Raw genomic sequence first — 23,043 nt, forward strand, 5'->3', positions numbered from 1 at the left:
GTGTCTGATTAAACGCCATCGCGAGCAAGCTCACTCCTACAGATTTTATGTCAGGCGGTATCAACTCACTGGCCGCGCCAGGTTGATGGTGAACGTCGTGCCTTGTTCGGCAGTCGAGGTAACGCTGACGTCGCCCCAGTGAGCGCGAGCGATTTCGCGGACGATAAACAGGCCAAGGCCGATGCTGCGACTCGGATCATCATCGGCCACTCCGTGGGGCATGGGTTCGAACAGGCCTTCAAGCCGCTCCGGCGGTATCGGCGGACCGACGTTGTGCACCGCGATCCGGATCCACTGTGCATCGAAGGCAGACGTGATCGTGATGGCCCCTGTCGCTGAGCCATAAGCCACGGCGTTGCTCACCAGGTTATCAACCAGCTCGAATAGCCGGTCGGCATCAGCCGTGCACAAGCCGTCGCCAATACATTCGTGAATCAGCACACGCCGGGGAAATAACAGCCGTTGCTCCGCCACGCTGGCAGCAATCACCTCATGCAACTGCACCGGCTGGGGCAGCACGGAAATACCGCTGCCCACCCTTGCCTGAGTGAAGTCCAGCAGATCGACAATCAAACGCTGCGCACGCCCTACCGATTGATTGACCAGCCCGAGGCTGCGCTGTTGTTTGTCGCTGAGCGGTTCCAGCCCGATCAGCCCGGCCGCCATTTTGATCGCCGCCAGCGGATTGCGCAGGTCGTGGCTGACGATGGCCACCATCTGCTCGGCGAAAGTGGCACGAATGTCGGCTTCGGTCTGAGCCATACGCAGCCGGTTCTGCACCGAGGAGAGTTCCTTCTGAGAGGCCAGTTGCTGCAACAGCATCTCTTCAGCCGCCTGACGCGTCTCGGCCAGTTCACGCTGGTATTTATTGCGCTCTTCGCCGCTCATCAGGGACAGGTGATGCACCACGCCCTGCGGCGTTTCCCGTCGTATCGCATTGAGCATCATGGTCATGACGTGACCATCATGCCGCACCAGGTCGAGTTTGATCTCCGACACGGAGCCCCGCATCTCCAGCAGCGGCCCCCAGTGTGTCTGCTGGAAAATCTTGTCCCCTACGCTCATCAAATCCTGAAAGCGGGTTCCAGCCAGGCTCGCCGAATCGGAGCCCATCCACAGGCAGAAAGTGAGATTGGCCCGCAGGATCGTGCCGTCCTCGCGAGTCAGCAGCAGACCACAGGCCGCGCCCTCGAACAGCAGGTCGCTGTCAGCGCTCAACTCGACATCAACCGGCAAGGGTCACCACTCCAGACGCGCCGAAGAACTCATCCATCGCGACAATACACGCATCAGGATTACTCATGTGCGGGCAATGGCCAATGTTATCGATGACCCTCAGCGTGCAGTCAGGCATCACCCGCTGCAGATAATCGCCCACGTCCAGTGGCGCGATAAAATCCTGATTGCACTGCAATACCAGGGTTTTGGTCGGCAACTGCACTACATCCTTACGGTTATCCGCCGTGAACGTGACGCGGGCAAACTGCTGGGAAACTTCCGGGTTGGTGCGACAGAAACTATGGGTCAATTCCTCGCCCAGCTCGGGTTGATCGGGGGCACCCATAATGGCCGGAGCCATGGTACTGGCCCACCCAAAATAGTTGGCTGCCAGCGTGCTGAGCAGGGTAACGATGTCTTGCCGGGTGAAACCGCCCACGTAGTCACCGTCGTTGATGTAGCACGGCGACGGGCCGACCATGACTTGCGCCGCGAAGTGGCCGGGGTCGCGCAGGTCTGCGAGCACGCCAATCATTGAGCCGACCGAATGGCCAACATGGATCACCGGGCCCGGCCCGGCGAATTCCTTGACGACCTCGAGCAAATCACTGGCGTAGCCATCCAGAGAGTCGTACTTGCGCTTGTAGTAGGCAGACAGATCCGACTGGCCGTTACCAACCAGGTCGTAGACCACCACCTTGAATCGCTCGGCGAAATACGGGGCCATGAATCGCCACATGTTCTGGTCGCAACCGAAGCCATGGGAAAACACGAGGGTTGCAGGCCCCTCTCCCGTGACCCTGACGTTATTGCGTAACTGCACCGACATCCGTATGCCTCCAACACTGACCCAAAAGGTGATCAGATTGCCACTAATGAATTAAACGAGATTAGCATCGTTCCAGACAGGAACCACTCATACGAAAGCATCTGTTCCATGAAAAAGCTTGCTTCGGCGCTCGGGGCTGCTTCTCAATAGCTGTTTTTTAAACAAACTGTGAACCGTTCATGAGTCAGACTTACGACGCACGCGGCAATATCTATATCGTCTGCACGCCTCAGAACTTGCGCGAACGGGGCATCGCGATTGCTGATAACGCAGCCGATGCTGCCTTGAATAGAGAACAATGGGCCGCCGCCGCAGTGCATGCCTTGTGCAACTGGCCAGAGGGCACGCGCCCGGCAGGAGCAAAGGCGCACCGTTCGGATGGATTATTGGTCGGTCCTTTTCAGCAGGCAGCGCCATTTGACCTATTGATCGTCAACACAGACGGTACACTGGCCGAACGCAGCGGCAACGGCATGACCATTTTTGCCCGCTTTCTGACTGACTCTGGTTATGTTGCTTCGCAAGGCTTTGAGCTGCGGGTTCATCACGATAACCGCGACACAGCGACGCCGGTCAGCACTCGGGTTGAGCCGACTACAGTCAATGGCGAGCATGGTTTCTGGCTGGCACTCGGAAATCCGTCTTTCGGCCCGCAAGCGGTTGGCGCGCTTGGCGAAAGCCTGGAGCCCGCGCAGCTCAATGGTCGCGCGGTTAATCGGGTAAAGCCTTTGGCGCAGATTTATGCCCAATGGGACCACAGCGTTTTCGTGCGCATTGGCAACCCTCATTGCGTCACGCTGGTGAGTGATGAAGCGGACTTACCGTCTTTCGAGGCGTTGCAGGAGTCAGCATTGAACGCGGCGTTGACGCGTATCGCCTTTGCCAAAGGTGAATCCGGCACAGGCGAACCTTGCCCAGCCGGGGTGAATCTGCAATGGGCGTGGGTGCAATCCGCCAATCAAATCGTGGCCAGGATCTTTGAACGCGGCGAAGGCCCAACCGCATCTTCAGGCACCAGCGCCAGCGCCGTGGCCAGCGCAGCCTGGCATGCCGGGTTGGTGGAAGCAGGATTGGTTCATGTCAGCATGCCGGGCGGAACGGCACCGGTGAGGCTGGAAGAGCACAACGGAGAATTGCGGGTTTCGTTGTTCGGGGTGGCGAAGGTAGCAGGCGAGTAAACACCACTTCCCTGTGGGACGTCCCCCGTCGCGCAGCAAAACGGACCCTGTAGGAGCGCGCTTGCCCGCGAATCGGTGCGTCAGTCGATGAATATACCGTCTGTCCTGACGCAATCGCGGGCAAGCGCGCTCCTACAGATAAAATCTCTATAAATCAGGTAGTTATGCTTTAACGCCTTTGAGACGTCCCCCCGTCTACTACGCAACGCTGTCGCGCAACAAACACGGACCTGTAGGAGTGAGCTTGCTCGCGATTCGATTTCATGGCCGACGAATTTATCGCGTGAACTGACTCTATCGCGAGCAAGCTCACTCCTACAGGTAAAATTTCTATAAATCAGTTAGTTATGTTTTAACGCCTCTGGGACGTCCCCCGTCTACGACGCAACGCTGTCGCGCAACAAACATTGGACCTGTAGGAGTGAGCTTGCTCGCGATTCGATTTCATGGCCGACGAATTTATCGCGTGAACTGACTCTATCGCGAGCAAGCTCACTCCTACAGGTAAAATTTCTATAAATCAGTTAGTTATGTTTTAACGCCTCTGGGACGTCCCCCGTCTACGACGCAACGCTGTCGCGCAACAAACATTGGACCTGTAGGAGTGAGCTTGCTCGCGATTCGATTTCATGGCCGACGAATTTATCGCGTGAACTGACTCTATCGCGAGCAAGCTCACTCCTACAGGGGCATCTTGTTTGATAAGGACAGCTCTGCCCTACTCCCCAATATCCTCATTCCACAGTTCTGGCTTGCTGGCGATGAAGCCTTTCATCATGTCGACGCAGGCATGATTGTCGATCACTTCGACATTCACACCACGTGAACGCAGCAATGCTTCCTCGCCCATGAACGTCTGGTTCTCACCGACGATGACCTTGCGGATGCCGTACAACAGAATCGCCCCGCTGCACATCGAGCAAGGTGACAGTGTGGTGTAGAGCACGGCGTCGCGATAAACGCTGGCAGGCTGGCGGCCCGCGTTTTCCAGCGCGTCCATTTCCCCGTGCTTGATAGCACTGCCTTCCTGAACCCGACGGTTATGACCGCGGCCGATGATCTGACCGTCGTGAACGATGACTGAACCGATGGGAATACCGCCCTCGGCTAGCCCCAGTTGAGCTTCGTCGATTGCGGCCTGCATGAATGGGTCCATGGTTCTACCTCGTTTCCTGAGTCTGAAGAAAAGTAATGTGCATCATTGTGGCAGCCTCGCCATAGCGCTGTTCAGCGCTTGCGAAACAAACTCCTTGAGCAGGTCGGCCGAGCGCGCCTTCATGTCGGTACCGACGTCATTCTGTTTGGCCCTGAGTTTGTTGGCCAGTTGCGGTTCTTTGTCGCCGCGGTTGAGTGCGCGCAGTTCATCAGCGCTGAAGGACTGCGCATAAGCCGCAGCCATGTTGCGATCCCATTGCGACTGGAACTGCGGCTGCAAACGCTGCAACTCATCTTTGACCAGTTCCTGCGCCTGCGTCTTGCCAACCGACTCGACGATGCTGCCAAACGTGGCAGTGCGCGAAGCAACCTGATAGCCCAGCCAACCAAGGCTTTCGCCCAGGTGCCGGTCTTCGACATACGCCAAGGCGCTGTCATCAACCTCTGAAGCCTGGACACTCTGCTCAACGCTTGTCCAAAGGCCAAGCAGCAAGGCAAAAAACAAGTTGCCGGTCACTGACTTGTGCAGGGTCATGAAGTCTCCTCCGCCAACCACTCATCCCGGTTCAAACGATAGATTTTCACGCCTAACCGGTGGTATTGGCTGTAAACAAATGCGTTGAAACCCACCTTCTGAATCATGCGCACGGAAGCAACATTGGCGGGCTGAACGATGGCGATGATCGAGCGCAGCCCCAAGTGTTCAAAGCCGTAACCCAGCGTCGCACGGACAATCTCCGTGGCCAGGCCACGCCCCCAGAATTGCGGCGCCAGGCGATAGCCGATCTCCACTTCTTCAACGCCGTCGACGCTCTCACGATTCAGAGCACAAAATCCCATCAGGACACCGCTGGCTTTTTCGACCACCGCCCACGGCCCGAAGCCGTGGTGCGCATAAGATTGCAAAGACCAGTCAATGAACTCCGCCGTTGCGCTCTCGCCGAGGACGCCCCGCACCGAATAACGCATCACCTCAGGATTAATGAGGATCTGCGTCATTGGCGGCACGTCGGCGCTGCTTAACTGGCGCAGAATCATGCGCTGCGTCTCGAGTACAACGTCAGTGGTCATGGCTCAACCATCAGCCTTTCAAGGTTCTGCCGGGAGCGCAGAGACTCACAAGCCGTTGCTGACTTTCCCGGCCACATCGGCGGGCACCCAGGCCTTCCAGACTTCAGGATGCTGCTTGAGGAACAACTGAGCAACCTCTTTGGGCTGCTGACGTTTTTCACTCATCTGCCCCAGGGTCTGGTTAAGCAGGTCAATCGGCAGGTCGACCTTTTCGAAAAACGCGACAAGGTCCGGATACTGTTTGTGGAATGCATCCGAGACGCCGATGCTCAGGCGCGGCTCCAGTGAACGAGTGCCTCGTGGGTTCGGGTTATTGGCGTCGGCCAGGGTTTTCCAGGCTTCGGCGTCGAACGGCGGCTCTTCCAGCTTGATCAGTTTGAAGCGGCCCAGCAGCGGAGTCGGCGACCAGTAGTAAAACAGCACAGGTTTGCCACGATGAATCGAAGAACTGACCTCTGCATCCAGCGCCGCGCCCGAACCGGTCCGGAAGTTCACGTAGCTGTCATTGAGCTTATAAGCCTTGAGTTTCTGGGTGTTGACGATTTCTGACGTCCAGCCAGTGGGGCTGTTGAGGAAACGGCCCTTGTCCGGCGACTCAGGATCTTTGAAGACGTCTTTGTAGCGAGGCAAGTCAGCCACCGACTTGAGGTCCGGGGCCAGCGGTTTGATGCCTTTGGCGGGATCGCCCTTGATCACGAACTCCGGCACCCACCAACCTTCGGTCGCGCCTTTGACGATATTGCCAAGCCCATGGACCTTGCCTTCGGCTTCGGCCTTGACCCAGGCAGGACTACGCCCGGCCCACTCCTCGCCGATGACCTGAATATCGTTTTTCGCCAATGCGGCTTCGAGGCTCACCGTGCTGCCCGGCAGCTTATCGGTGGGGTAGCCATAACCTTTCTCGACGATGGTGCGCAGGATCTCCGTGATCAAGCTGCCGCTTTCCCAGGTGATGTCGCCGAAGTTGATCGGTGCCGCCTTTTCCGCCGCCACTGCGGGTTGCCCCAACAGGCCAAGGGCCAGGAGTGAACAGCCGAGCAGGGTTCTGATTGATGTCATGGTCACCTCTGGATGGCCGGGCCCGGCCTGATTGGGAAATTCGTTGTTAGATAGACTTGAAAGGTATCGACATCGGCAGACGGCGATAAGTTGTACTCATGCATAGGCGGCCTGCTTCTGGAGCGACACGTCAGAGCCTTCGCAATGCACGGGCAGGAGCGCGAAGTGCCTGAAGAACCGCGTCAGCCCATCTCGCCAACAAGTTGCCTCCTGTCTTAAAAAGCTAATGAAGGCAGCCCTTGCTCGGCCGCCTGGCGTTCATAGTCGAGCAGTATCTGATAATCGTCTTGATGGGCTGCCAACACCTGACTGATCGCTAGCGCCTCTGCGACATCCGGCAAGTCCGACAGAGCCTGATTCATGGCATGACGGATGACCTCTGCCTGAGCGACATCGACGCTCAACGACGTGATGAAAGGCAGGCATGGGCCATGAGCAGTGCGCGCCAGAATACGCAAACCGCGGACCTCCTCGCTGGCATCCCGGGCCAGATAGTCGAAGGTCACGCTGTCGATGGCTGCGATATCACCGCGCCGCTCCTTGAGCCAGCGCAGGCTGTGACGATGGCCGCCGGTAAGGGATACCTGCGAGAAAAACCGCCCATTTTGCTGCAGCGGTGCAACGGTATGCCGCAACAGGTTCATACCGGAGTTGGAGTCTTCGCTGTTGACGAGGCCGTGGCTGCCGAGAAAGTCCGCGACTGATCGACGAGGGTCATCAGCCCGGATCACCAGCAGGCTGCAATGCAGGCCATCGGCGCTGTTGGGCAACTCGTAAGCAGGCCGCCCGATCAGGCGAACCTTGCCGCGCAACAGCGTCATCAAGGGATAACCGCAGGTCTGTGCGAGCAGTAGCTGCCTGGATAGCCAGAGTTCCGGCAGATCGAACGCACCTTGCAGACGCTGCGCGCCGAGCACTTCGAAGATCCGCGCCAGCCAGGCCTCACTGGCCTGCGCGACGCGCTCTGGGGCGGTGTACATCGATAATTCGGCAAAACCTTGAATCATGGCAAATCCGGTCAAAACGGTTGAGCCAACCATAGATGAAAAATGCGGGGCGTGTACATGAGCCCGTCAGACTTCGCGCAAGGTATCTGAGACGGCCCTTGTGGGAGCGAACTCATTCGCGAATGCGGTGGGTCAGACCCGGATATTTTTCAGAAAGGCACCCTTCGCGAATAAATTCGCGGTGAATCTTGTTTCAGCCCAAATGCCAGGCTCCGCTTGGGCTCAATGCCCAAAAAGCCCCGTATCGGATTTCTTGGCTTTTTTGTCGGCGCGTTTTTCGTCGGCGGTCTTGGCGGGCTTTTTCTTCGCGGCTTTCTTTGAATCCATACCTTTGCTCATGATGCGTGCTCCAGGTTCAAGGATCTGTTCTCTGTTATACACCGATTCGACGCTATGATAAGCAGCCATTCCGGCCGCCCCTCTGAAGTGCGCCCTGCCAGATGTCCGAGACTGAATTCTGCCCTCTACCGTCGCTCTGCCAGCCCCTGCTGGACAAGTTCTACCGCTCCCATCGCTCGCCAATGCGCTCGTCCGGAGCGGCACAGATGTGGGTGGCACGGCAGCAGGAAATCATCGGCGCACTGAGTCTTATGCCGGTGGCTGACGGGTATTGGTTGACCGGGCTGTTCGTGGCGCCGCAGTGGCGAGGACGGACCATTGCAGGACAACTGATCGCCAGCGCGCTCAAGGAGCTGAACGGGCCGGTCTGGCTGTTTTGCCATCCGGATCTCGTGACGTTTTACGAACGATCAGCCTTCGCACTCACAACAGATTTGCCGCCGATGCTGGCGGACAAGCTGGCGCGGTATCAAAAGACCAAGGCGTTGATGGCGATGCAGAGGAAGGGGTAGATATTGAACCGTAGGAGCGCGCTTGCCCGCGATAGCTTAAGCACAGGCGATAGATTCGTCGACTGACAGACCGAATCGCGGGCAAGCGCGCTCCTACAAGAATGCATTCCAGCTCAAAGCATGAATGCATTCTGCCTAAGCGTTATTCATCCGCATTCGGATCCATATCCGGGAACATCACGTCCATAAACCCGAACTTGCTGAAGTCGGTAATACGCGAAGGATAAAGGCGGCCAATCAGGTGATCGCATTCGTGCTGCACTACGCGGGCATGAAAGCCGTGGGCGTCGCGCAGGACCGGCTGGCCGTCCGGATCGAAGCCTTCGTAACGGATACTTTGAAAGCGGTTAACCGCGCCACGCAAACCCGGCACAGACAGGCAACCTTCCCAGCCTTCTTCAACGGCCGGATGCAACGGCGTGATCACAGGATTAAGCAATATCGTCTGAGGTACGGCTTCAGCATCCGGATAACGCTCGTTGCGTTCAAAACCGAAGATCACCAGTTGCAGGTCTACGCCAATCTGCGGAGCCGCCAAACCAACACCGCCGACGCTTTCCATGGTTTCAAACATGTCGGCGATCAGGGTCTTGAGCTCAGCGCTGCCGAACATCGATTGAGGCACAGGTGGGGCGATGCGCAAGAGACGCTCATCGCCCATTTTCAGAATGGGGTGGATCATGCGGGCCGGGCTCCTTAGCGAAAAAACCTCATCCTGCCACACTCAGGCTCAGGATTCCCCGGCCTTGGCGGGCAGCGGCAGAGAATGGTCACGCCCCAGACCGGAAACATGCTGTTTCTCTGTGGACTCGATTGCGCCATCACCTTCTACTTTCTCGCCCTTGTCCTTGCCTTCAACCGACATATGCTCGACTACGGCGTTCATCTCGGCACCCAGCAATAGCACCGCTGCCGAAATATAGAAATACAGAAGCAAGACGATGATTGCACCGATGCTGCCGTACATGGCGTTGTAGTCAGCGAACGTCTTGACGTAATAACCAAAGCCCAACGAGGCGATAATCCACACCACGACCGCCAGCACAGAGCCTGGCGTGATAAAGCGAAACTCCTGCTTCACGTCCGGCATGACGTAATAAATCAATGCCACAGCCACCATCAGCAGCATGACGATCAGCGGCCAGCGCAGGATGGTCCAGAGCGTGACGATGAAGTCTTCCATGCCTATCTGCGCGGCAATCCAGTTCATGACTTGCGGCCCGGTGACCATCAACGCGGCCACCGCCAGCATCATCATGGCGATACCGATGGTGTAAGCCACAGACAGCGGAATGCGCTTCCAGACCGGGCGGCCTTCAACCACGTCATAGGCGGCGTTCATCGCACTCATCATCAAGCGCACACCGGCCGAGGCGGTCCATAGCGCGATGACGATACCAATCGAGAGCAACCCGCCTTTGGACTGCTGCAGTTGATCAATAACCGGATTGACCTGCTCCAAAGCCTGAGGCGGCAAAACGAGCTCTGACTGCAACCGCAGCCAGGAGAAGAAATCCGGCAGGTGCAGAAAACCGATCAGGGCAATCAGAAACAGCAGGAAAGGAAACAGCGAAAACAGCATCTGGTAGGCCAACGCTGACGCATAGGTGGACATCTCGTCATCGAGAAATTCGCTAACCGTACGGACCATCACCTTGCCCAGTGGCAGTTGGCGCAATTCCGGGAAAATCATGGCGTCTCCTTCGCTACATAACTGACGCAGCTTACACATTCACATTGATGGGTACTGCGCCTCTCACACAAGCTGTTCGCAGATACTGGCTTTTTACCTTAATTCAGTGGACTGGACGGCCTGAAAAAGGTTTCAAAACCTTGGTTTACAGACGCTGAAAATGACAACGGCCATCCGAAGATGGCCGTTACTCAACACCAGGACCAACCCGGATAGTCGGCTTACGCCTTGTCGACGCCCTTCTTCACTGCGTCTTTGGCCTTGCCTTTGGCTTGCTGGGCTTCGCCTTTGATTTCCTGCGCCTTGCCTTCAGCTTTCAGTTTGGAGTTGTCGGTTGCTTTACCCACGCCTTGCTTGACGTTACCGACTGCTTCGTTAGCCATGCCTTTAACTTTATCGCCAGTGCTGCTCATAGGTCTTACTCCGCAGAATCAATGAGAGGTCATCGCCTCGACGTAATGATTGACCTGCCCCTTTTGCGCAGAGTTTCAAGTATTTTCATGAACGTGACCGCCGTTCGTCTGCTGCTCATGAGCCTGATAAAACCGCTCGGTAAAACTTTGGCTTTAAGTTTGCGCAGCAACCCACGAGAATGCGCAACGCAATCCGGCTGCGTCGGGCCAATGCCCGTCGCGCTGAATACAACGATCCGCAGGAACATTATGAAACTCGATAAAAAGCAGGCCATCGCACGCCGGAACCAGGAACTGGGCGGTGCCGTGCTGGGTACCAACAACACCCACTTTGCAACCTTGAATACCAACAAGAACATCTGGTGGTTCGACCTGCCCGTACCGCGCCTGGCGGTGGGTCAGTACGAATGGATGCACCTGCTGCTGTACACGCCGAGCAGCGACCAATTGCTGCATTTGAAGGTCACCACGGTATTCCTGCGTGATCACATGGAAGGTCTGGTGATTCGCAATAAAGGCCAGCGCAAATCCACCGTCAGCCTGGAACTGAGCGCGGACAAGGATTCTTATTTGAAGGATGTGAGGCCGCTGGGTGCGAATTTGAGCTTCGCGGATTTTCAGCAGCCCTGATGCTTTGAACTGCGCAACTCTGTCGCGCAGCAAACGCGGGACCCTGTAGGAGTGAGCTTGCTCGCGATTCGGTCATAGGGTCTACGAATTTATCGCCTGAACCGACGTCATCGCGAGCAAGCTCACTCCTACAGGTCTTGTGGCTTCTGCGTTAGTGGGGGGGCCTTGGAGACTGCGCCATCCATAGACAGGAAGGCGTTCCAATCGAGTTATGCGCCAAGTATCAAGCAACCCGTCGAGCAACCAGAAATCCGACCGTCCCCGCCACAGCTGAAGCAAACGTTCCCCACGCCCAGTCGACCAGCGCCAGTTGCGCAGGCCAGCCCTGGAGCGTGGCCCAGTTGGTCAGGTCATAGGTGCCGTAAGCAACCAGCCCCAGCAACGCACTGCGCTTGGCCGCGTGGCTGACGCTGTCGCGACGCAACCCTGATTGCACCGCCAGGACGAGCAAGCCAAAGGCGTACAGCAGGTAGAAAACCACGGCGGGCGCAATCACCGGTTTGTCGAGCATCAACGGCCCAAGCCAGGCCCGATAGCTCGGCCCCATCAACAAGCCCAGCCAGATGCCGTCCAGGACCAAAAAGGTCAGCAAGATGATGAAGTAAGCAGTGAGGTTTCTTTTCATGAAAGGCGTCCTTGTCTGAGTGGGTCCGCATTGCGCGGAGCGACCTTGATGAGCATTGACGGGTTGGACCCCATGCCAGGCAGGAACGATCCATCGTCCCTGCTTTAACCGATGAACGTCAGACCAGCTCGATGCGGTCTGCGTGGATCACGATCTGGCCTTGCTTGTACAACGCACCAATGGCTTTCTTGAAATTGCCTTTGCTGACGCCAAACAGGTTGCTGATGACTTGCGGATCGCTCTTGTCGCTGACCGGCAGTACGCCGTTGTTTTCCTTCAGCTTGCCGAGGATCTTGTTGTTCAGGCTGCTGGCGGCTTGCTCGCCCACCGGTTGCAAGCTCAGGCTGATGTTGCCATCGCTGCGGACTTCCTTGATGTAGCCCTTTTCCTGCTTGCCGGCGCGCATGAACTTGAAGACCTCATTCTTGTGAATCAGGCCCCAGTGTTTGTTGTTGATGATCGCCTTGAAGCCCATATCAGTCGCTTCAGCCACCAGCAGGTCGACTTCCTGACCCAAGCTGTAACTGGCAGGCGTCTTGTCCAGATAGCGGTCCAGGCGTGCAGTCGCGGTGATGCGACGGGTGTGTTTGTCCAGATAGACATGCACCACGCAGTAATCACCGGCCTGTAACGTGCGCTTCTCTTCGGAGTACGGCAGCAGCAGGTCCTTGGGCAGACCCCAGTCAAGGAACACGCCGATGCTGTTGACTTCAACCACCTTCAGGCTGGCGAACTCACCGACCTGAACCTTGGGTTTTTCTGTGGTGGCCAGCAGCTTGTCTTCGCTGTCCAGATAAATGAAAACGTTGAGCCAGTCTTCATCTTCGCTGGGAATATCTTTGGGAATATAACGATTGGGCAGCAGAATTTCGCCGTCCGCCCCGCCATCCAGATAAAGACCGAAGTTAGTGTGTTTAACCACTTGCAAGCTGTTGTAACGCCCGATTAAAGCCATGTGCAAATACCCTCATTACGTGGGCGGCATTCTACCCGAGTTTGCGGGCCATGAGGCTGACGCAGAATGTCGCTGCACCCGACATTCAAAAAGGCCAAAAAAATCAAATATTTGCTTGCAGGCGATGAACCCGTCAGACGCTCCATTCGTCAGATGCGCGGGCGCTGTAAATGCTTGATTTTCAGGCGCTGAAAAATAATCGCTGAAATAACTTATCAGTTAAAACAACCGGTTAGCCCGACATTGTTAATTATTTAGCCCCCACGGCCAGATTATTTCCTGTGAGTTTAAGAGGATATTTCCCAAGCAATTGTCAAGCCATTCGTGTACCATTGCTGGCCGTATCAAGTTTATATAGGTTAATGGCAGCCATGCGTGTAAAAGCATCCAACTCGAAAGCAAAGCCAGCTCCAGCCGTTGAAACGAGCGACTCGATCAACGCCCAGATTGCTGCTTTCCTCAAGTCCGGTGGCGAAATCCAGCAGATTGCCAAAGGCGTCAGCGGCCAGACTTTCGGCCCGTCCAAACAGATCACCCTCGGCAAAAAGTAATTTCCCCCGCTCCAGTTGTCGATCTCTATGCGTCTTGACTCCCAAGGCGCCAGAGCTTGCTAATCTTCGTTGCACATACCCGTTTCATCCTGACTGCAAGGCCGCCATTGCCTGGTCGCTCGACTACGGGCAGGATGATGTCTTGAAGCCAGCCTTTTGCGGAATGCACGAATGAAGAACTGGATGCTGTTCGGCGCACTGATCTACCTGACAGGTTGCGCGTCTCACAATTGCAACACGGTCCCTGATGACGGCCACGCTTCTGGCAGCGACTGTCGCGCAGAGCATCTGCTGTATCAGAACGATATGCTGCAAGCCAAGCTGCTGATCAGTGAAGCCGATCGTGAGAATTACGAACTGGCCGAGGCCATGCTGCGCCGTGCGGGCGTGAATGACGCATCGGGCGAAGCCGAGTTTTACCTGGCGGTGCTGTTGATTCGTCAACAATCAGACCAGCCCAGGGTAATCGAATTGCTTGAAGATGCCGCGAGACACAAACACCCGCTGGCAATCGCGCTGCTTTCCCAGCAGCTCAGCATGACCGATCAAAAGAAGTCCGAACAATACCGTGCCGAGTACGCTGACCTGGATGTCGCCAAGAGTGGCTATCCGTCGTTTGATCAGGCGTTAGTGGTCATTCGCGGCTTGATTATCCCTCCGGCTCAAGCGACCGCTTCGAACTGATTATCCTGTGGATCGACGAACGGTCTTCGCTCTACGACTTTCGTAGGTATGCTGCGAGGCTCTAGATCGCGGCTCCCCTGTTTTTCCCGTTGGGCCTTTGGCCATTTCAACCTGCCCCCTCCGTAACATGAAGGAGTGAGCACGATGCTCAATTTTCGTCATTACGCGCTTTCCATAAGCGCCCTGCTTGTTTGTCAGCATGCATCCGCCCAGGTAATTGAGCGGGAATTGGGAGACTTCAGCCTGAAATTGGGTACATCGCCCACGCGCAGCATGGCGCAAGGCCTGGTAACCCAGAGCGGCTCGGGGTCATTCCATGGCGGGCTGGACCTGACCCACGACAGCGGCTTCTATTTCGGCCAGTGGACGCCCAATGTTGGCGTTACCGAGGACAGCACGCTGGAGCTGGATTCCTACATGGGATTCAAGAAACCGTTCGATCAGACCCTCGGCTACGAGCTGGGCATGATCCGCTACAGCTACCCGGACACCAGTCAGATCGATACACACGAGTTTTACGCTGGCCTGCGCATTCTCGACAGCCGCATTGGCGCAGCTTTCAGCAACGATGTGGGGCGTCGTGACAGTACCCTGATCGTCGATCTGGGCGGAGTCGAACAGTTGGGCCTGGGCGTGCGGATGCAGTACGCCAACCATCAGTACGATGCGCCACAGCAAATTTCGGATGGCAGCATGGTCACCAGTTTCAATGACTGGTCGCTGAACCTGTCGCGTCCCTGGCTGGGTCTCGACATGAATCTGATCTACAGCGGCTCCAGCCTGACCGGGGACGGTTGCAGCGCTTACAGCGGTCACAATCCGAATTGCGAAGGCACTCTTACCCTCAAGGCTGTGCGTTCATTCTTCTAATTCAGTGAACTGCTACTCTTTGGCCCGCTCTACACAAACAAGCAGGTCCATCGAGGAGTCGTTATGCGTACCCCGTTCAAAGCCTTCATTTCATTGTTGATGGCCGTGTTCATTCTTGGCGGTTGTACGCGCGTTGGGCTGGCGTACCGCAATCTCGACATCATCATTCCCTGGTCGCTCAGCGACTACCTGGAGATGAACTCAGCGCAAAAAGACTGGTTCGATGAGCGCCTCAAGGAGCATTTGAGCTGGCACTGTACGACTCAGTTGCCCGGCTATCTGGGATGGCTGGACCGCCTGCAACGCATGGTCGAAACCAATCAGGTCACGGCCGATGAACTGCAGGCACGCACCGACGAGGCCAAGCTGGCGATTGGACAGATATCACGACAGATCACCCCGTCTGCCGTCGAGTTGCTCGCCCAGCTGGACGACAAGCAGGTGCAGGAGATGCAGAACGCCTTTGCCAAGGACCAGCGCAAGCGTGAGAACGAATACCTCAAAGAGCCCCTGCCCCAACAGATCAGCGACCGTGCCGAGCGCATGGAAAAACGCCTGACCCCGTGGATGGGTAAACTCAACGCCGCACAGCTGCAACGCATTCAGAGCTGGTCGCAATCGCTTGGCGAACAGAATCGGGCATGGCTTGATAACCGGGCCAGTTGGCAGAAGCGCTTCGTTGCGACGGTACAGGATCGCAAAGCGCCAGACTTCCCCTCGAAGATTGCGAAACTGTTGCAGGATCGCGAGACGTTCTGGACGCCTGAATATCGCGAGGCCTACGACAGGACCGAACAGGCGGCCATCTCGTTGCTGGTGGACCTGATGGCCCAGAGCACGCCTGAGCAGCGCCAGCGCCTGCTGAGCAAGATCGCCGACACCAGGAAAGACTTTACGGATTTGAGCTGTTTGAAGGCGGCTCAGGCGAGCTGAATCTGTCGATCATGCAAGAGGGAGCATGCACTCTATTCGCCATACCTGGGCCCTGTAGGAGTGAGCTTGCTCGCGATCGCGTTCAGGTGGTCACGAAATACATGACAGGCGAGCGCTATCGCGAGCAAGCTCACTCCTACAGGGATGCATTTCAATTCAGCAGCCTGCAGGCATTCCTCAAGCAATCTGCGCTTTGGCCGCAACCTCTTCAAAGGTTGCCGGATCCAGCGCGTCCTGTTGTTCATCCAGCACCTGACGCGGGTGGTCATTGCCGGGGATGCTGCTGTCGATCAACGCCAGCAATTGTGCGCCGCGCGGGGTCAGGACAAAGTTTTCGCCATTGCCGCCCTCTGCTTCCGGACGTGACTGGATAAATCCACGGTCCAGCAGCAGCTTCTCGTATTCACTGGCAACGACCTTCAGGTGATCCAGATTTGCTACCGGCTCTCCCACTGCAGCTGACGCGGCGTGGTCCTCTGCGTACTCGCGGGGTTTGAAAGTGTCGTCGGCACTGTTCTGTACTTCGTGCAACAGGCGCTCAACGAGGTCCCAGTCATAAGGTTTGTCCATTGTTATTACCTCCAGTCAACTTGGGGGAATGGCCCGTGAAATCTGGCCATCAGGCTTGCAGCTGAAAATTGTGACAGGTGCTGAAGCGCCCCGTTCAGCCGAAGCTGCCCGATGGTGACTGGATGGAGATGAATCAGAGCTCTCAGCGCAGGACCGGCTTTAACCGGTCCTACGAGAGAATTGCGGGCAACTTACTCAGCCGCAGGCGTTTCGGTCTTACGCTTTTTCAGCGGGGCCATGCCGTCTTTGCTGACCAGCGACAAGGCGTCGGTCTTCGGCCGGTTGGCGATTTTGCGCTTGGTTGGGGCCTTGGCACCGGTTTTCTTCTTGTCGCCCTTGGCGTCGGTCTTTTTCTTCTTCACGCCAACGGCTTTGCCTGAAGCCTTGACCTTCTTCGGCCCGCCGTAGCTGCCTTTGACTTCCTTGATGGTACGACGCTCGAAGGTCTGCTTGAGGTAGCGCTCGACGCTGGACATCAGGTTCCAGTCGCCGTGACAGATCAACGAGATGGCCAGGCCTTCTGCACCCGCACGGCCGGTACGACCGATACGGTGAACGTAGTCATCGCCACTGCGCGGCATGTCGAAGTTGATCACCAGGTCCAGACCTTCAACGTCCAGGCCACGAGCGGCGACGTCGGTAGCAACCAGCACCTTGGTGCCGCCCTGCTTCAGACGGTCGATAGCGGCCTTGCGGTCTTTCTGGTCCTTGTCGCCGTGCAACACGAAAGCTTTGTAATCCAGTGCTACCAGACGGCCATACAGGCGGTCGGCCAGAGCTTTGGTATTAGTGAAGATAATCGCCTTCTGATACGTCTCGTTGGCCAGCAGCCAGTGGACGATCTGTTCCTTGTGGCTGTTGTGGTCAGCGGTGATGATCTGCTGACGGGTACCGGAAGCCAGCTCGCTGACGCTGTTGACTTGCAGGTGCTGCGGATTATTCAACACCTTGCCAATCATTTCGCGCAGACCGGCACCGCCGGTGGTGGCCGAGAACAACAGGGTCTGTTGGCGGTTGGCGCATTCATTCGCCAGACGCTCGACGTCTTCGGAGAAGCCCATGTCCAGCATGCGGTCAGCTTCGTCGAGGACCAGCACTTCAACGTTCTTCAGGTCCAGGTTGCCAGCGTTCAATTGCTCCAGCAAACGGCCTGGGGTGCCGATCAGGATATCCGGCACCTTGCGCAGCATGGCGGCCTGGACCTTGAAGTCTTCGCCGCCGGTGATCAGGCCGGACTTGATGAACGTGAACTGCGAGAAACGCTCGACTTCCTTGAGCGTCTGCTGCGCCAGTTCACGGGTCGGCAGCAGGATCACGGCACGAATGTCGACGCGAACCTTGGCCGGGCCCATCAGACGATTGAGGATCGGTAATACAAATGCAGCAGTCTTGCCGCTGCCGGTTTGCGCCGTCACCCGCAGATCACGCCCTTCCAGCGCCAGAGGTATGGCGGCAGCTTGCACTGGCGTCGGCTCGACGAATTTAAGCTCGGCCACGGCTTTTAGCAGGCGTTCATGCAGGGCGAATTGGGAAAACACGGGTGTTACCTCGACGAAATACAAAAATACGGCGCATAGCGTAACGGTTTCGGCCGCCCGAGCCGAGTTTCTTTACTACCAATGGCTGATTTTGTTACGCAATTTGCCAAGGTGTCCCCTTATCTGCGCCATGAATGTTCTAATTGCGGCGCTTTTCTCTACCGGATTTTTAAGATCATCTATGGATATTCAATCGTTATGGCGCCGCGCCCAGGATCTCTGGGCAGTTCTTGATCAACATCCCGTCCTGCATGCGAGCCTCGGCCTGTTGTTGCTGTTGGTCGTCGCGCTGGTCGCTGGGCGACTGGCGCGCTTTCTGATTCTGCACGCGACAAAAATACTGGGCCGTCAGCCCGCACTGCACTGGGTCAATGACTTACGCCACAACAAGGTCTTTCATCGGCTGGCGCAAATGGTCCCCTCACTGGTGATCCAGTTCGGCCTGAATCTGGTGCCTGACCTCAGCAAAACCGGGCAGAACGTCATCGGCAACATCGCACTGGCGTTCACCATTCTGTTCATGACGCTGGCAATAGGGACGCTGCTGAACGCCCTGCTCGATATCTATGCCCGCACCACCCACGCCCGCACCCGCTCGATCAAAGGCTATGTACAGCTGGCGAAGATGATTCTGTATATCTTTGCCGCGATCATCATCGTCGCCACCTTGATCGACCGCTCGCCGTTACTGCTGCTTTCGGGTCTGGGTGCCATGTCGGCGGTGATTCTGTTGGTCTACAAGGACACCCTGCTCTCGTTCGTGGCCAGTGTGCAACTGACCAGCAATGACATGCTGCGGGTGGGCGACTGGATCGAAATGCCTCAGGTCGGCGCCGACGGCGATGTCGTCGACATCACGCTTCACACGGTCAAGGTGCAGAACTTTGACAAGACAATTGTTTCCATTCCTACCTGGCGCCTGATGTCAGAGTCGTTCAGAAACTGGCGTGGCATGCAGCAATCCGGCGGACGACGCATCAAGCGCAGCCTGTTCATCGACGCCAGCGGCGTACGTTTCGTGCGTGACGATGAAGAGTTGCAGCTCAGCCAGGTGCACCTGCTGACCGACTATATCAGCCGTAAACAGGCGGAATTGCTCGCCTGGAATGAGGCTCAGGGCAACGTCGCAGCGCTATCCGCCAATCGCCGACGCATGACCAACATCGGCACCTTCCGCGCCTATGCGCTGGCCTACCTGAAAAGCCACCCCGACATTCACCCGGACATGACCTGCATGGTCCGCCAACTGGAAGCCACGTCCCAAGGCGTGCCGCTGGAAATCTACTGCTTCACCCGCACCACCGTGTGGGCCGACTACGAGCGCATTCAGGGCGATATTTTCGATTACCTGCTGGCCGTGCTGCCGGAGTTCGGGCTTGGGGTTTATCAGCAACCGAGCGGGTCGGATATGCGGGTGGGGTTGGCGGGTAAGTGATGCCTTTCTGAATCTTCCGCGCAATGACTCCAACCCCCGTCCATACTCAGTTTTGCTACACTGCGGCAACTACAGAAGGAGGCCCTTCGACATGGCAACCCTGAATATCCCCGAGAAGAACGTATCCGGATTCATTCGATCTCTAGCGGAACGCAACGGTGTTCACTACACCGAATCCAGGCTGGATAAGGTGTCTCGTGTAGTCACCCGCCTGGCTGGCGACGAAGTAAATCCAGACGATATCGAGGGCTTGCTCATCAGCCTCAGCCGGAAAGGCTTCATCGCTGGGCCGGACATGATGAAACTGCACTCGCGTTATCTGGATGAGCTCAAGGCGAACGTAAAGTATCCAGTAGCTCGATGAGCAGCCGACGTCACGCCGTTTTCGACCCATTTGGTACTTTTAAAACAAAGGGATATCTGGAGAACGCTACTGCCGAGAAGGATCTCGAAAAAGTTAAACGTATGGAGCATGTTGCCTTTACCTCTCGAATCGAGTCGGCACTGGATATGCTCGCTACAACTGATGAAATCTCCTATCAAACAGTTTTGGAGACGCACAGGACACTTTTTCAGGACTTCTATCACTGGGCCGGTCGCGATCGGCTTTCCACGGCCCCCGACAAAGAAATCTCGAAGGGCGACGTAGACTCGCCTTTCCGTACTGAATTCGAAAGACCCGAGCAGATAAAACTCGCCGTCGACTATGCCCTGCGCCTAGCTAGCGACAAAAATAAAATGAAAGAAAAAGCCGGGACCATCATGGGCCTGTTTGCTTTCGCCCATCCTTTTCTCGACGGCAACGGTAGAGCGATCTTACTCGTGCACATGGAGTTATGCTTCCGCGCCGGATTCTCAATCGCCTGGGCTGCGACTGAGAAAAATGCTTACCTCCAAGCGCTCAGCCAGGAAATTGATTCGCCCGAACTGGGAATTCTCGACTGCTATCTGAGCAACTTTATTCGCCCGGTTACTAGCCGTGACGATTGGCTTGATCAGATCGTAAGCATTCAAGGCCTGGATGGCGCGCATCCTGTCAACGCAATGGACGATGAAGTCTACGTTGCAGGAGCCGCCAATACGCCAGAAATGCTAGAGCGCTACAGGGCCCAAGCCGCCAAAAAGCGATACCGGACAGATCCCTGAAAGAAGCGTCACTCAACAGAAGGTTTCAGAATCTGTAACCTTCTGTTGAGTCTTCAAGATGCGGATCTCCGCCCCATCGAACCAAGCCGACTAACCCACAACGACACCAGAATCAGCACCCCGCCAAAAGCCAGCCGCTCCAGCGGTTCGTTCTGGTTCCAGATCAGCAGGTTGATCAGCAGCCCGACCGGCACATGCAGGACGTTGAAGACCGCCAGGGTGCCGCCGTTGACCAGACACGCTCCCTTGTTCCACCAATACATGCCCAGTGCCGTGGAGCAAAACCCGAGGAACAGCAGCACTGCCCATTGGTCCGTTGCGTCCGGTAACCTTTGCGGGTTGCCGAACATCAGGAACGCGGGCAAGGCGATGATCAGCGCCCCCAGGTAGAAGTAGCCGAAGCGCCGGTAGTGCGGCAGATCGCTGGGGTAGCGGGCGACCAGATGTTTGTACAATACCTGCCCTGCGGCGTAGGTGAAGTTGGCAACTTGCAGCAGCAGGAAGCCGCCAAGGAAGTTGCCGTCGATGCCGTCCCAACGAATCACGCCTGCGCCCAATACGGCAACCAGTGCGGCCACGAGGGCCCACGGGTTGAAGCGTCGATTGAGTGCGTCTTCGATCAGGGTTACGTGCAGTGGCGTGAGGATAGTGAAGAGCAGGACTTCCGGCACGGTCAGCACCCGGAAGCTCAGGTACAGGCAGACGTAGGTGATGCCGAATTGCAGCGCACCGATGACCAGCATCCCGCGCATGAAGCCCGGCTCCACCCTACGCCATTGAGTCAGCGGGATGAAGACCAGCCCGGCCAGCACGACGCGGATCAGCACAGCGAAGTAGCTGTCGACATGCCCTGCCAGAAAAACACCGATCAGGCTGAATGAAAACGCCTGGATCAGCGTCACGATAAGTAGATAACCCATGAGCACTCCCCCATTGAAGGCGGCGACCTTAACGGGTTGGTGTCAGCGGTGTCCATAAAGCACGGCGAATTCAATTCATGTAGCTTGCGCGTGCCTATCAAAAAAAACATAACTCACTGAATAAATAAGGTTTTTTTGTGGGAGCGGTGCTTGCCCGCGATAAGGGCGGCGCGGTCGAAGGATAAATCGCGGTGTTCTTATCGCGGGCAAGCACCGCTCCCACATGGGACCGAGCTTGCTGTGAGACAACGCAGCGGCGGAGACGAAGCAGTCGCCCCTACAGAAGGCACATCTGCCCGCCTGACGAGGCTTACTCCTTACTCAAATCCACCAACGGCTCTTTACGCACTTCGGTCGCACGCCCGGCCTGGATATCTTTGACCTTGCCCAGCGCGGTATCGACTGCTGCTTTGTCGGCTAACAAGCTGTAGCTGATCTCAAACTGGCGTTGCTCCTTGGGACCAATGGTCGGCACAAGATTCAGCGGGCGTTGGTAACGGCGGTTGTAGGAGAAGCTGGTGCCCGGCTCCAGACCCGTCACGTAACCCTGGCCTTTGGTGTCAGTGTTTTTCCACAGCGAGAAGACTGGCAACTGCTGGGTATTGAAGCCCAGCGACACCCCCAGGCTGCCGCCTTTATTATGCAGGACCGCAAGGGTCTCGCCCTTGGCATCGCCATACGGCACCACGTTGTAAACGGTTTCGTCGTAGTCGGGTGTTGGCGCGCGATAGGTTTGCCAGTCACCGAGATCACCTTTGGCCTTCTCGTTGAACGGTGAAACCTGCTTCACCGGCGCTTCGAAACGCGCGCCCTGCTCCAGGAACGGCGTGCTGAAGTTACTGTGATACAGCGCCTGATATTCCTTCGGGTAGTCCCCGTTATTGGTCAACGTGTCGTTGAGGGTGAAGCGCGTGCTGCCGGCATCAGTCACCAGTTCGGTCTGCACCGAGAAGTCGACCTTCTTGAACGCCTGTTCTTTCAATTCGCCTCTGAGACGGATGGCAAACGGCGGTTTCTCATCAATGTGCAACGTCACTTTACTGGCCGGAATGTTCGCGGCGCGACCATGAAGGGTCAGTAACTCGCCGTTATCCATGCCCGGGTGCCCGACCCATTCATAACCGCAGCGGGTCACTAACTCGTTGAACCCTTCCAGCCAGCCCAGACCGCCACGACCATTGAGTTCGATAAACGCTGGATTGACGATGTCCTTCACCGGCGAATCCCAGCCCATGCGCACATCGCCCACAGACGCTTGCAGCACGTTCATGCCGCGGGTGGGCACCACCGTAAGCTTCATCGTGCCGTTGTCGATATCAATTACGCTCACACCTTCCTGCCGACCGCCATGCAGCGTGCGCATCGTGATGGAGAACGGTTTGTCGGTCTTGACCCCGAGTTGGGCGCTGGTGATTTGCTGGTTCTGGGCGGGCTTGTCGGTGTCGAGCAGCACGTAGTCCCAGGCGGCGGCCTGTGTAGCGACGGCAATTGCGCTGAGGCCGAAAAGCCAGGCAAGAGGTTTCATTGGGGTAGTCCTTATTGGAATTATTGGATTCGCAGCAGCATCAGGCTGAATCGGATTAATCGATTCAGCTACCAACCGAGTCTAGTCAAAATGCAGACAAACAGGAAATGCAATTCAGACGAAGTCGTCGCTGAAATACACAAAAGAAAAAAGCCCGATAACCCGCCAAAAAAGGGGATCTATCGGG

26 protein-coding genes are annotated in these 23,043 nt (G+C 56.7%); 10 read left to right on the forward strand and 16 right to left on the reverse strand.

What is annotated here, in order from left to right; all coding sequences use genetic code 11:
- Positions 1 to 60 precede the first annotated feature (60 nt).
- Together K3169_RS22985 and K3169_RS22990 are read right to left on the reverse strand one after the other, a co-directional pair.
- Positions 61 to 1,236, reverse strand: coding sequence for a PAS domain-containing sensor histidine kinase (locus K3169_RS22985; RefSeq protein WP_263268174.1), 1,176 nt, complete (start codon positions 1,234 to 1,236; stop codon positions 61 to 63).
- The gene (locus K3169_RS22990; protein WP_263268175.1) at positions 1,226 to 2,047 is read right to left on the reverse strand and encodes an alpha/beta fold hydrolase; all 822 of its coding nucleotides are present in this window, start codon (positions 2,045 to 2,047) and stop codon (positions 1,226 to 1,228) included. The genes K3169_RS22985 and K3169_RS22990 overlap by 11 nt, the downstream gene beginning before the upstream one ends.
- A gap of 179 nt (positions 2,048 to 2,226) precedes the next feature.
- Here K3169_RS22990 and K3169_RS22995 point away from each other — a divergent pair, with 179 nt between their 5' ends.
- A complete protein-coding gene (locus tag K3169_RS22995; protein WP_263268176.1) occupies positions 2,227 to 3,225 on the forward strand; it encodes a diaminopimelate epimerase in 999 nt (332 codons plus the stop codon).
- A 718-nt stretch (positions 3,226 to 3,943) separates the two neighbouring features.
- Here K3169_RS22995 and K3169_RS23000 read toward each other — a convergent pair.
- The 5 genes from K3169_RS23000 to K3169_RS23020 form a co-directional block, all read right to left on the reverse strand.
- Positions 3,944 to 4,381: a nucleoside deaminase gene (locus K3169_RS23000; protein ID WP_231672549.1), complete on the reverse strand. Its 438-nt coding sequence runs from the start codon at positions 4,379 to 4,381 to the stop codon at positions 3,944 to 3,946.
- A 42-nt stretch (positions 4,382 to 4,423) separates the two neighbouring features.
- Positions 4,424 to 4,915 carry a hypothetical protein gene (locus K3169_RS23005; protein ID WP_027901888.1) on the reverse strand — a complete coding sequence of 164 codons (492 nt, stop codon included), beginning with the start codon at positions 4,913 to 4,915 and terminating at the stop codon, positions 4,424 to 4,426.
- On the reverse strand, positions 4,912 to 5,451 hold the full coding sequence (locus tag K3169_RS23010) for a GNAT family N-acetyltransferase (protein WP_263268178.1): 540 nt from the start codon (positions 5,449 to 5,451) through the stop codon (positions 4,912 to 4,914). Before K3169_RS23010 ends, K3169_RS23005 begins: the two co-directional genes overlap by 4 nt.
- 45 nt (positions 5,452 to 5,496) lie before the next feature.
- Entirely contained in the window at positions 5,497 to 6,510 is a 1,014-nt protein-coding gene (locus K3169_RS23015; RefSeq protein WP_027901886.1) for an ABC transporter substrate-binding protein, read from the reverse strand.
- A gap of 215 nt (positions 6,511 to 6,725) precedes the next feature.
- Entirely contained in the window at positions 6,726 to 7,517 is a 792-nt protein-coding gene (locus K3169_RS23020; RefSeq protein WP_231678130.1) for a phosphate/phosphite/phosphonate ABC transporter substrate-binding protein, read from the reverse strand.
- Between the two features lie 440 nt (positions 7,518 to 7,957).
- On the opposite strand from K3169_RS23020, the gene K3169_RS23025 reads away from it, so the two are divergent.
- Complete coding sequence (locus tag K3169_RS23025) at positions 7,958 to 8,368, forward strand: GNAT family N-acetyltransferase (protein ID WP_231678129.1); 411 nt, start codon at positions 7,958 to 7,960, stop codon at positions 8,366 to 8,368.
- Between the two features lie 142 nt (positions 8,369 to 8,510).
- Here K3169_RS23025 and def read toward each other — a convergent pair whose 3' ends face one another.
- From def to K3169_RS23040, 3 genes are all read right to left on the reverse strand, one after another.
- Positions 8,511 to 9,050, reverse strand: a complete 540-nt coding sequence (def, locus tag K3169_RS23030; RefSeq protein WP_099270706.1) for a peptide deformylase — start codon at positions 9,048 to 9,050, stop codon at positions 8,511 to 8,513.
- A 48-nt stretch (positions 9,051 to 9,098) separates the two neighbouring features.
- On the reverse strand, positions 9,099 to 10,061 hold the full coding sequence (locus K3169_RS23035) for a YihY/virulence factor BrkB family protein (protein ID WP_027901882.1): 963 nt from the start codon (positions 10,059 to 10,061) through the stop codon (positions 9,099 to 9,101).
- Positions 10,062 to 10,282: 221 nt separating this feature from the next.
- Positions 10,283 to 10,474 carry a CsbD family protein gene (locus tag K3169_RS23040; RefSeq protein WP_087270630.1) on the reverse strand — a complete coding sequence of 64 codons (192 nt, stop codon included), beginning with the start codon at positions 10,472 to 10,474 and terminating at the stop codon, positions 10,283 to 10,285.
- A 249-nt stretch (positions 10,475 to 10,723) separates the two neighbouring features.
- Between K3169_RS23040 and K3169_RS23045 the strand changes: the two genes are divergently transcribed.
- Entirely contained in the window at positions 10,724 to 11,104 is a 381-nt protein-coding gene (locus K3169_RS23045) for a hypothetical protein (RefSeq protein WP_263268183.1), read from the forward strand.
- 223 nt (positions 11,105 to 11,327) lie between these two features.
- On the opposite strand, the gene K3169_RS23050 is transcribed toward K3169_RS23045, so the two are convergent.
- Positions 11,328 to 11,729, reverse strand: coding sequence for a DUF2177 family protein (locus K3169_RS23050; protein WP_122707277.1), 402 nt, complete (start codon positions 11,727 to 11,729; stop codon positions 11,328 to 11,330).
- A gap of 118 nt (positions 11,730 to 11,847) precedes the next feature.
- Positions 11,848 to 12,684 carry a S1 RNA-binding domain-containing protein gene (locus tag K3169_RS23055; protein ID WP_263268185.1) on the reverse strand — a complete coding sequence of 279 codons (837 nt, stop codon included), beginning with the start codon at positions 12,682 to 12,684 and terminating at the stop codon, positions 11,848 to 11,850.
- 362 nt (positions 12,685 to 13,046) lie between these two features.
- Here K3169_RS23055 and K3169_RS23060 point away from each other — a divergent pair, with 362 nt between their 5' ends.
- The 4 genes from K3169_RS23060 to K3169_RS23075 all read left to right on the forward strand — a co-directional run bounded on the left by K3169_RS23060 (position 13,047) and on the right by K3169_RS23075 (position 15,722).
- Complete coding sequence (locus K3169_RS23060) at positions 13,047 to 13,235, forward strand: hypothetical protein (protein WP_027898056.1); 189 nt, start codon at positions 13,047 to 13,049, stop codon at positions 13,233 to 13,235.
- A 171-nt stretch (positions 13,236 to 13,406) separates the two neighbouring features.
- Positions 13,407 to 13,919, forward strand: a complete 513-nt coding sequence (locus tag K3169_RS23065; protein WP_263268188.1) for a hypothetical protein — start codon at positions 13,407 to 13,409, stop codon at positions 13,917 to 13,919.
- Positions 13,920 to 14,063: 144 nt separating this feature from the next.
- Positions 14,064 to 14,789 carry a TorF family putative porin gene (locus K3169_RS23070; RefSeq protein ID WP_099270719.1) on the forward strand — a complete coding sequence of 242 codons (726 nt, stop codon included), beginning with the start codon at positions 14,064 to 14,066 and terminating at the stop codon, positions 14,787 to 14,789.
- A 63-nt stretch (positions 14,790 to 14,852) separates the two neighbouring features.
- Entirely contained in the window at positions 14,853 to 15,722 is an 870-nt protein-coding gene (locus K3169_RS23075; protein WP_099270721.1) for a DUF6279 family lipoprotein, read from the forward strand.
- A gap of 177 nt (positions 15,723 to 15,899) precedes the next feature.
- Here K3169_RS23075 and K3169_RS23080 read toward each other — a convergent pair whose 3' ends face one another.
- Both K3169_RS23080 and K3169_RS23085 read right to left on the reverse strand, forming a co-directional pair.
- A complete protein-coding gene (locus K3169_RS23080) occupies positions 15,900 to 16,292 on the reverse strand; it encodes a transcriptional regulator (RefSeq protein ID WP_263268189.1) in 393 nt (130 codons plus the stop codon).
- Between the two features lie 191 nt (positions 16,293 to 16,483).
- Positions 16,484 to 17,830, reverse strand: a complete 1,347-nt coding sequence (locus tag K3169_RS23085; RefSeq protein WP_027898061.1) for a DEAD/DEAH box helicase — start codon at positions 17,828 to 17,830, stop codon at positions 16,484 to 16,486.
- Between the two features lie 181 nt (positions 17,831 to 18,011).
- Here K3169_RS23085 and K3169_RS23090 point away from each other — a divergent pair, with 181 nt between their 5' ends.
- The 3 genes from K3169_RS23090 (at position 18,012) to K3169_RS23100 (ending at position 20,411) form a co-directional block, all read left to right on the forward strand.
- Positions 18,012 to 19,265 carry a mechanosensitive ion channel family protein gene (locus tag K3169_RS23090; protein ID WP_231672929.1) on the forward strand — a complete coding sequence of 418 codons (1,254 nt, stop codon included), beginning with the start codon at positions 18,012 to 18,014 and terminating at the stop codon, positions 19,263 to 19,265.
- A 91-nt stretch (positions 19,266 to 19,356) separates the two neighbouring features.
- Positions 19,357 to 19,629, forward strand: coding sequence for a hypothetical protein (locus K3169_RS23095; RefSeq protein WP_099270726.1), 273 nt, complete (start codon positions 19,357 to 19,359; stop codon positions 19,627 to 19,629).
- Positions 19,626 to 20,411, forward strand: a complete 786-nt coding sequence (locus tag K3169_RS23100) for a Fic family protein (RefSeq protein WP_231678191.1) — start codon at positions 19,626 to 19,628, stop codon at positions 20,409 to 20,411. Before K3169_RS23095 ends, K3169_RS23100 begins: the two co-directional genes overlap by 4 nt.
- Positions 20,412 to 20,464: 53 nt before the next feature.
- On the opposite strand, the gene K3169_RS23105 is transcribed toward K3169_RS23100, so the two are convergent.
- Together K3169_RS23105 and K3169_RS23110 are read right to left on the reverse strand one after the other, a co-directional pair.
- Positions 20,465 to 21,331, reverse strand: a complete 867-nt coding sequence (locus tag K3169_RS23105; protein WP_263268192.1) for an EamA family transporter — start codon at positions 21,329 to 21,331, stop codon at positions 20,465 to 20,467.
- Positions 21,332 to 21,641: 310 nt separating this feature from the next.
- On the reverse strand, positions 21,642 to 22,856 hold the full coding sequence (locus K3169_RS23110) for an aldose 1-epimerase family protein (protein WP_263268194.1): 1,215 nt from the start codon (positions 22,854 to 22,856) through the stop codon (positions 21,642 to 21,644).
- Between the last annotated feature and the right edge of the window lie 187 nt (positions 22,857 to 23,043).

Origin of the sequence: Pseudomonas phytophila (genome assembly GCF_025643095.1) — a bacterium.
Lineage (GTDB): Bacteria > Pseudomonadota > Gammaproteobacteria > Pseudomonadales > Pseudomonadaceae > Aquipseudomonas > Aquipseudomonas quasicaspiana.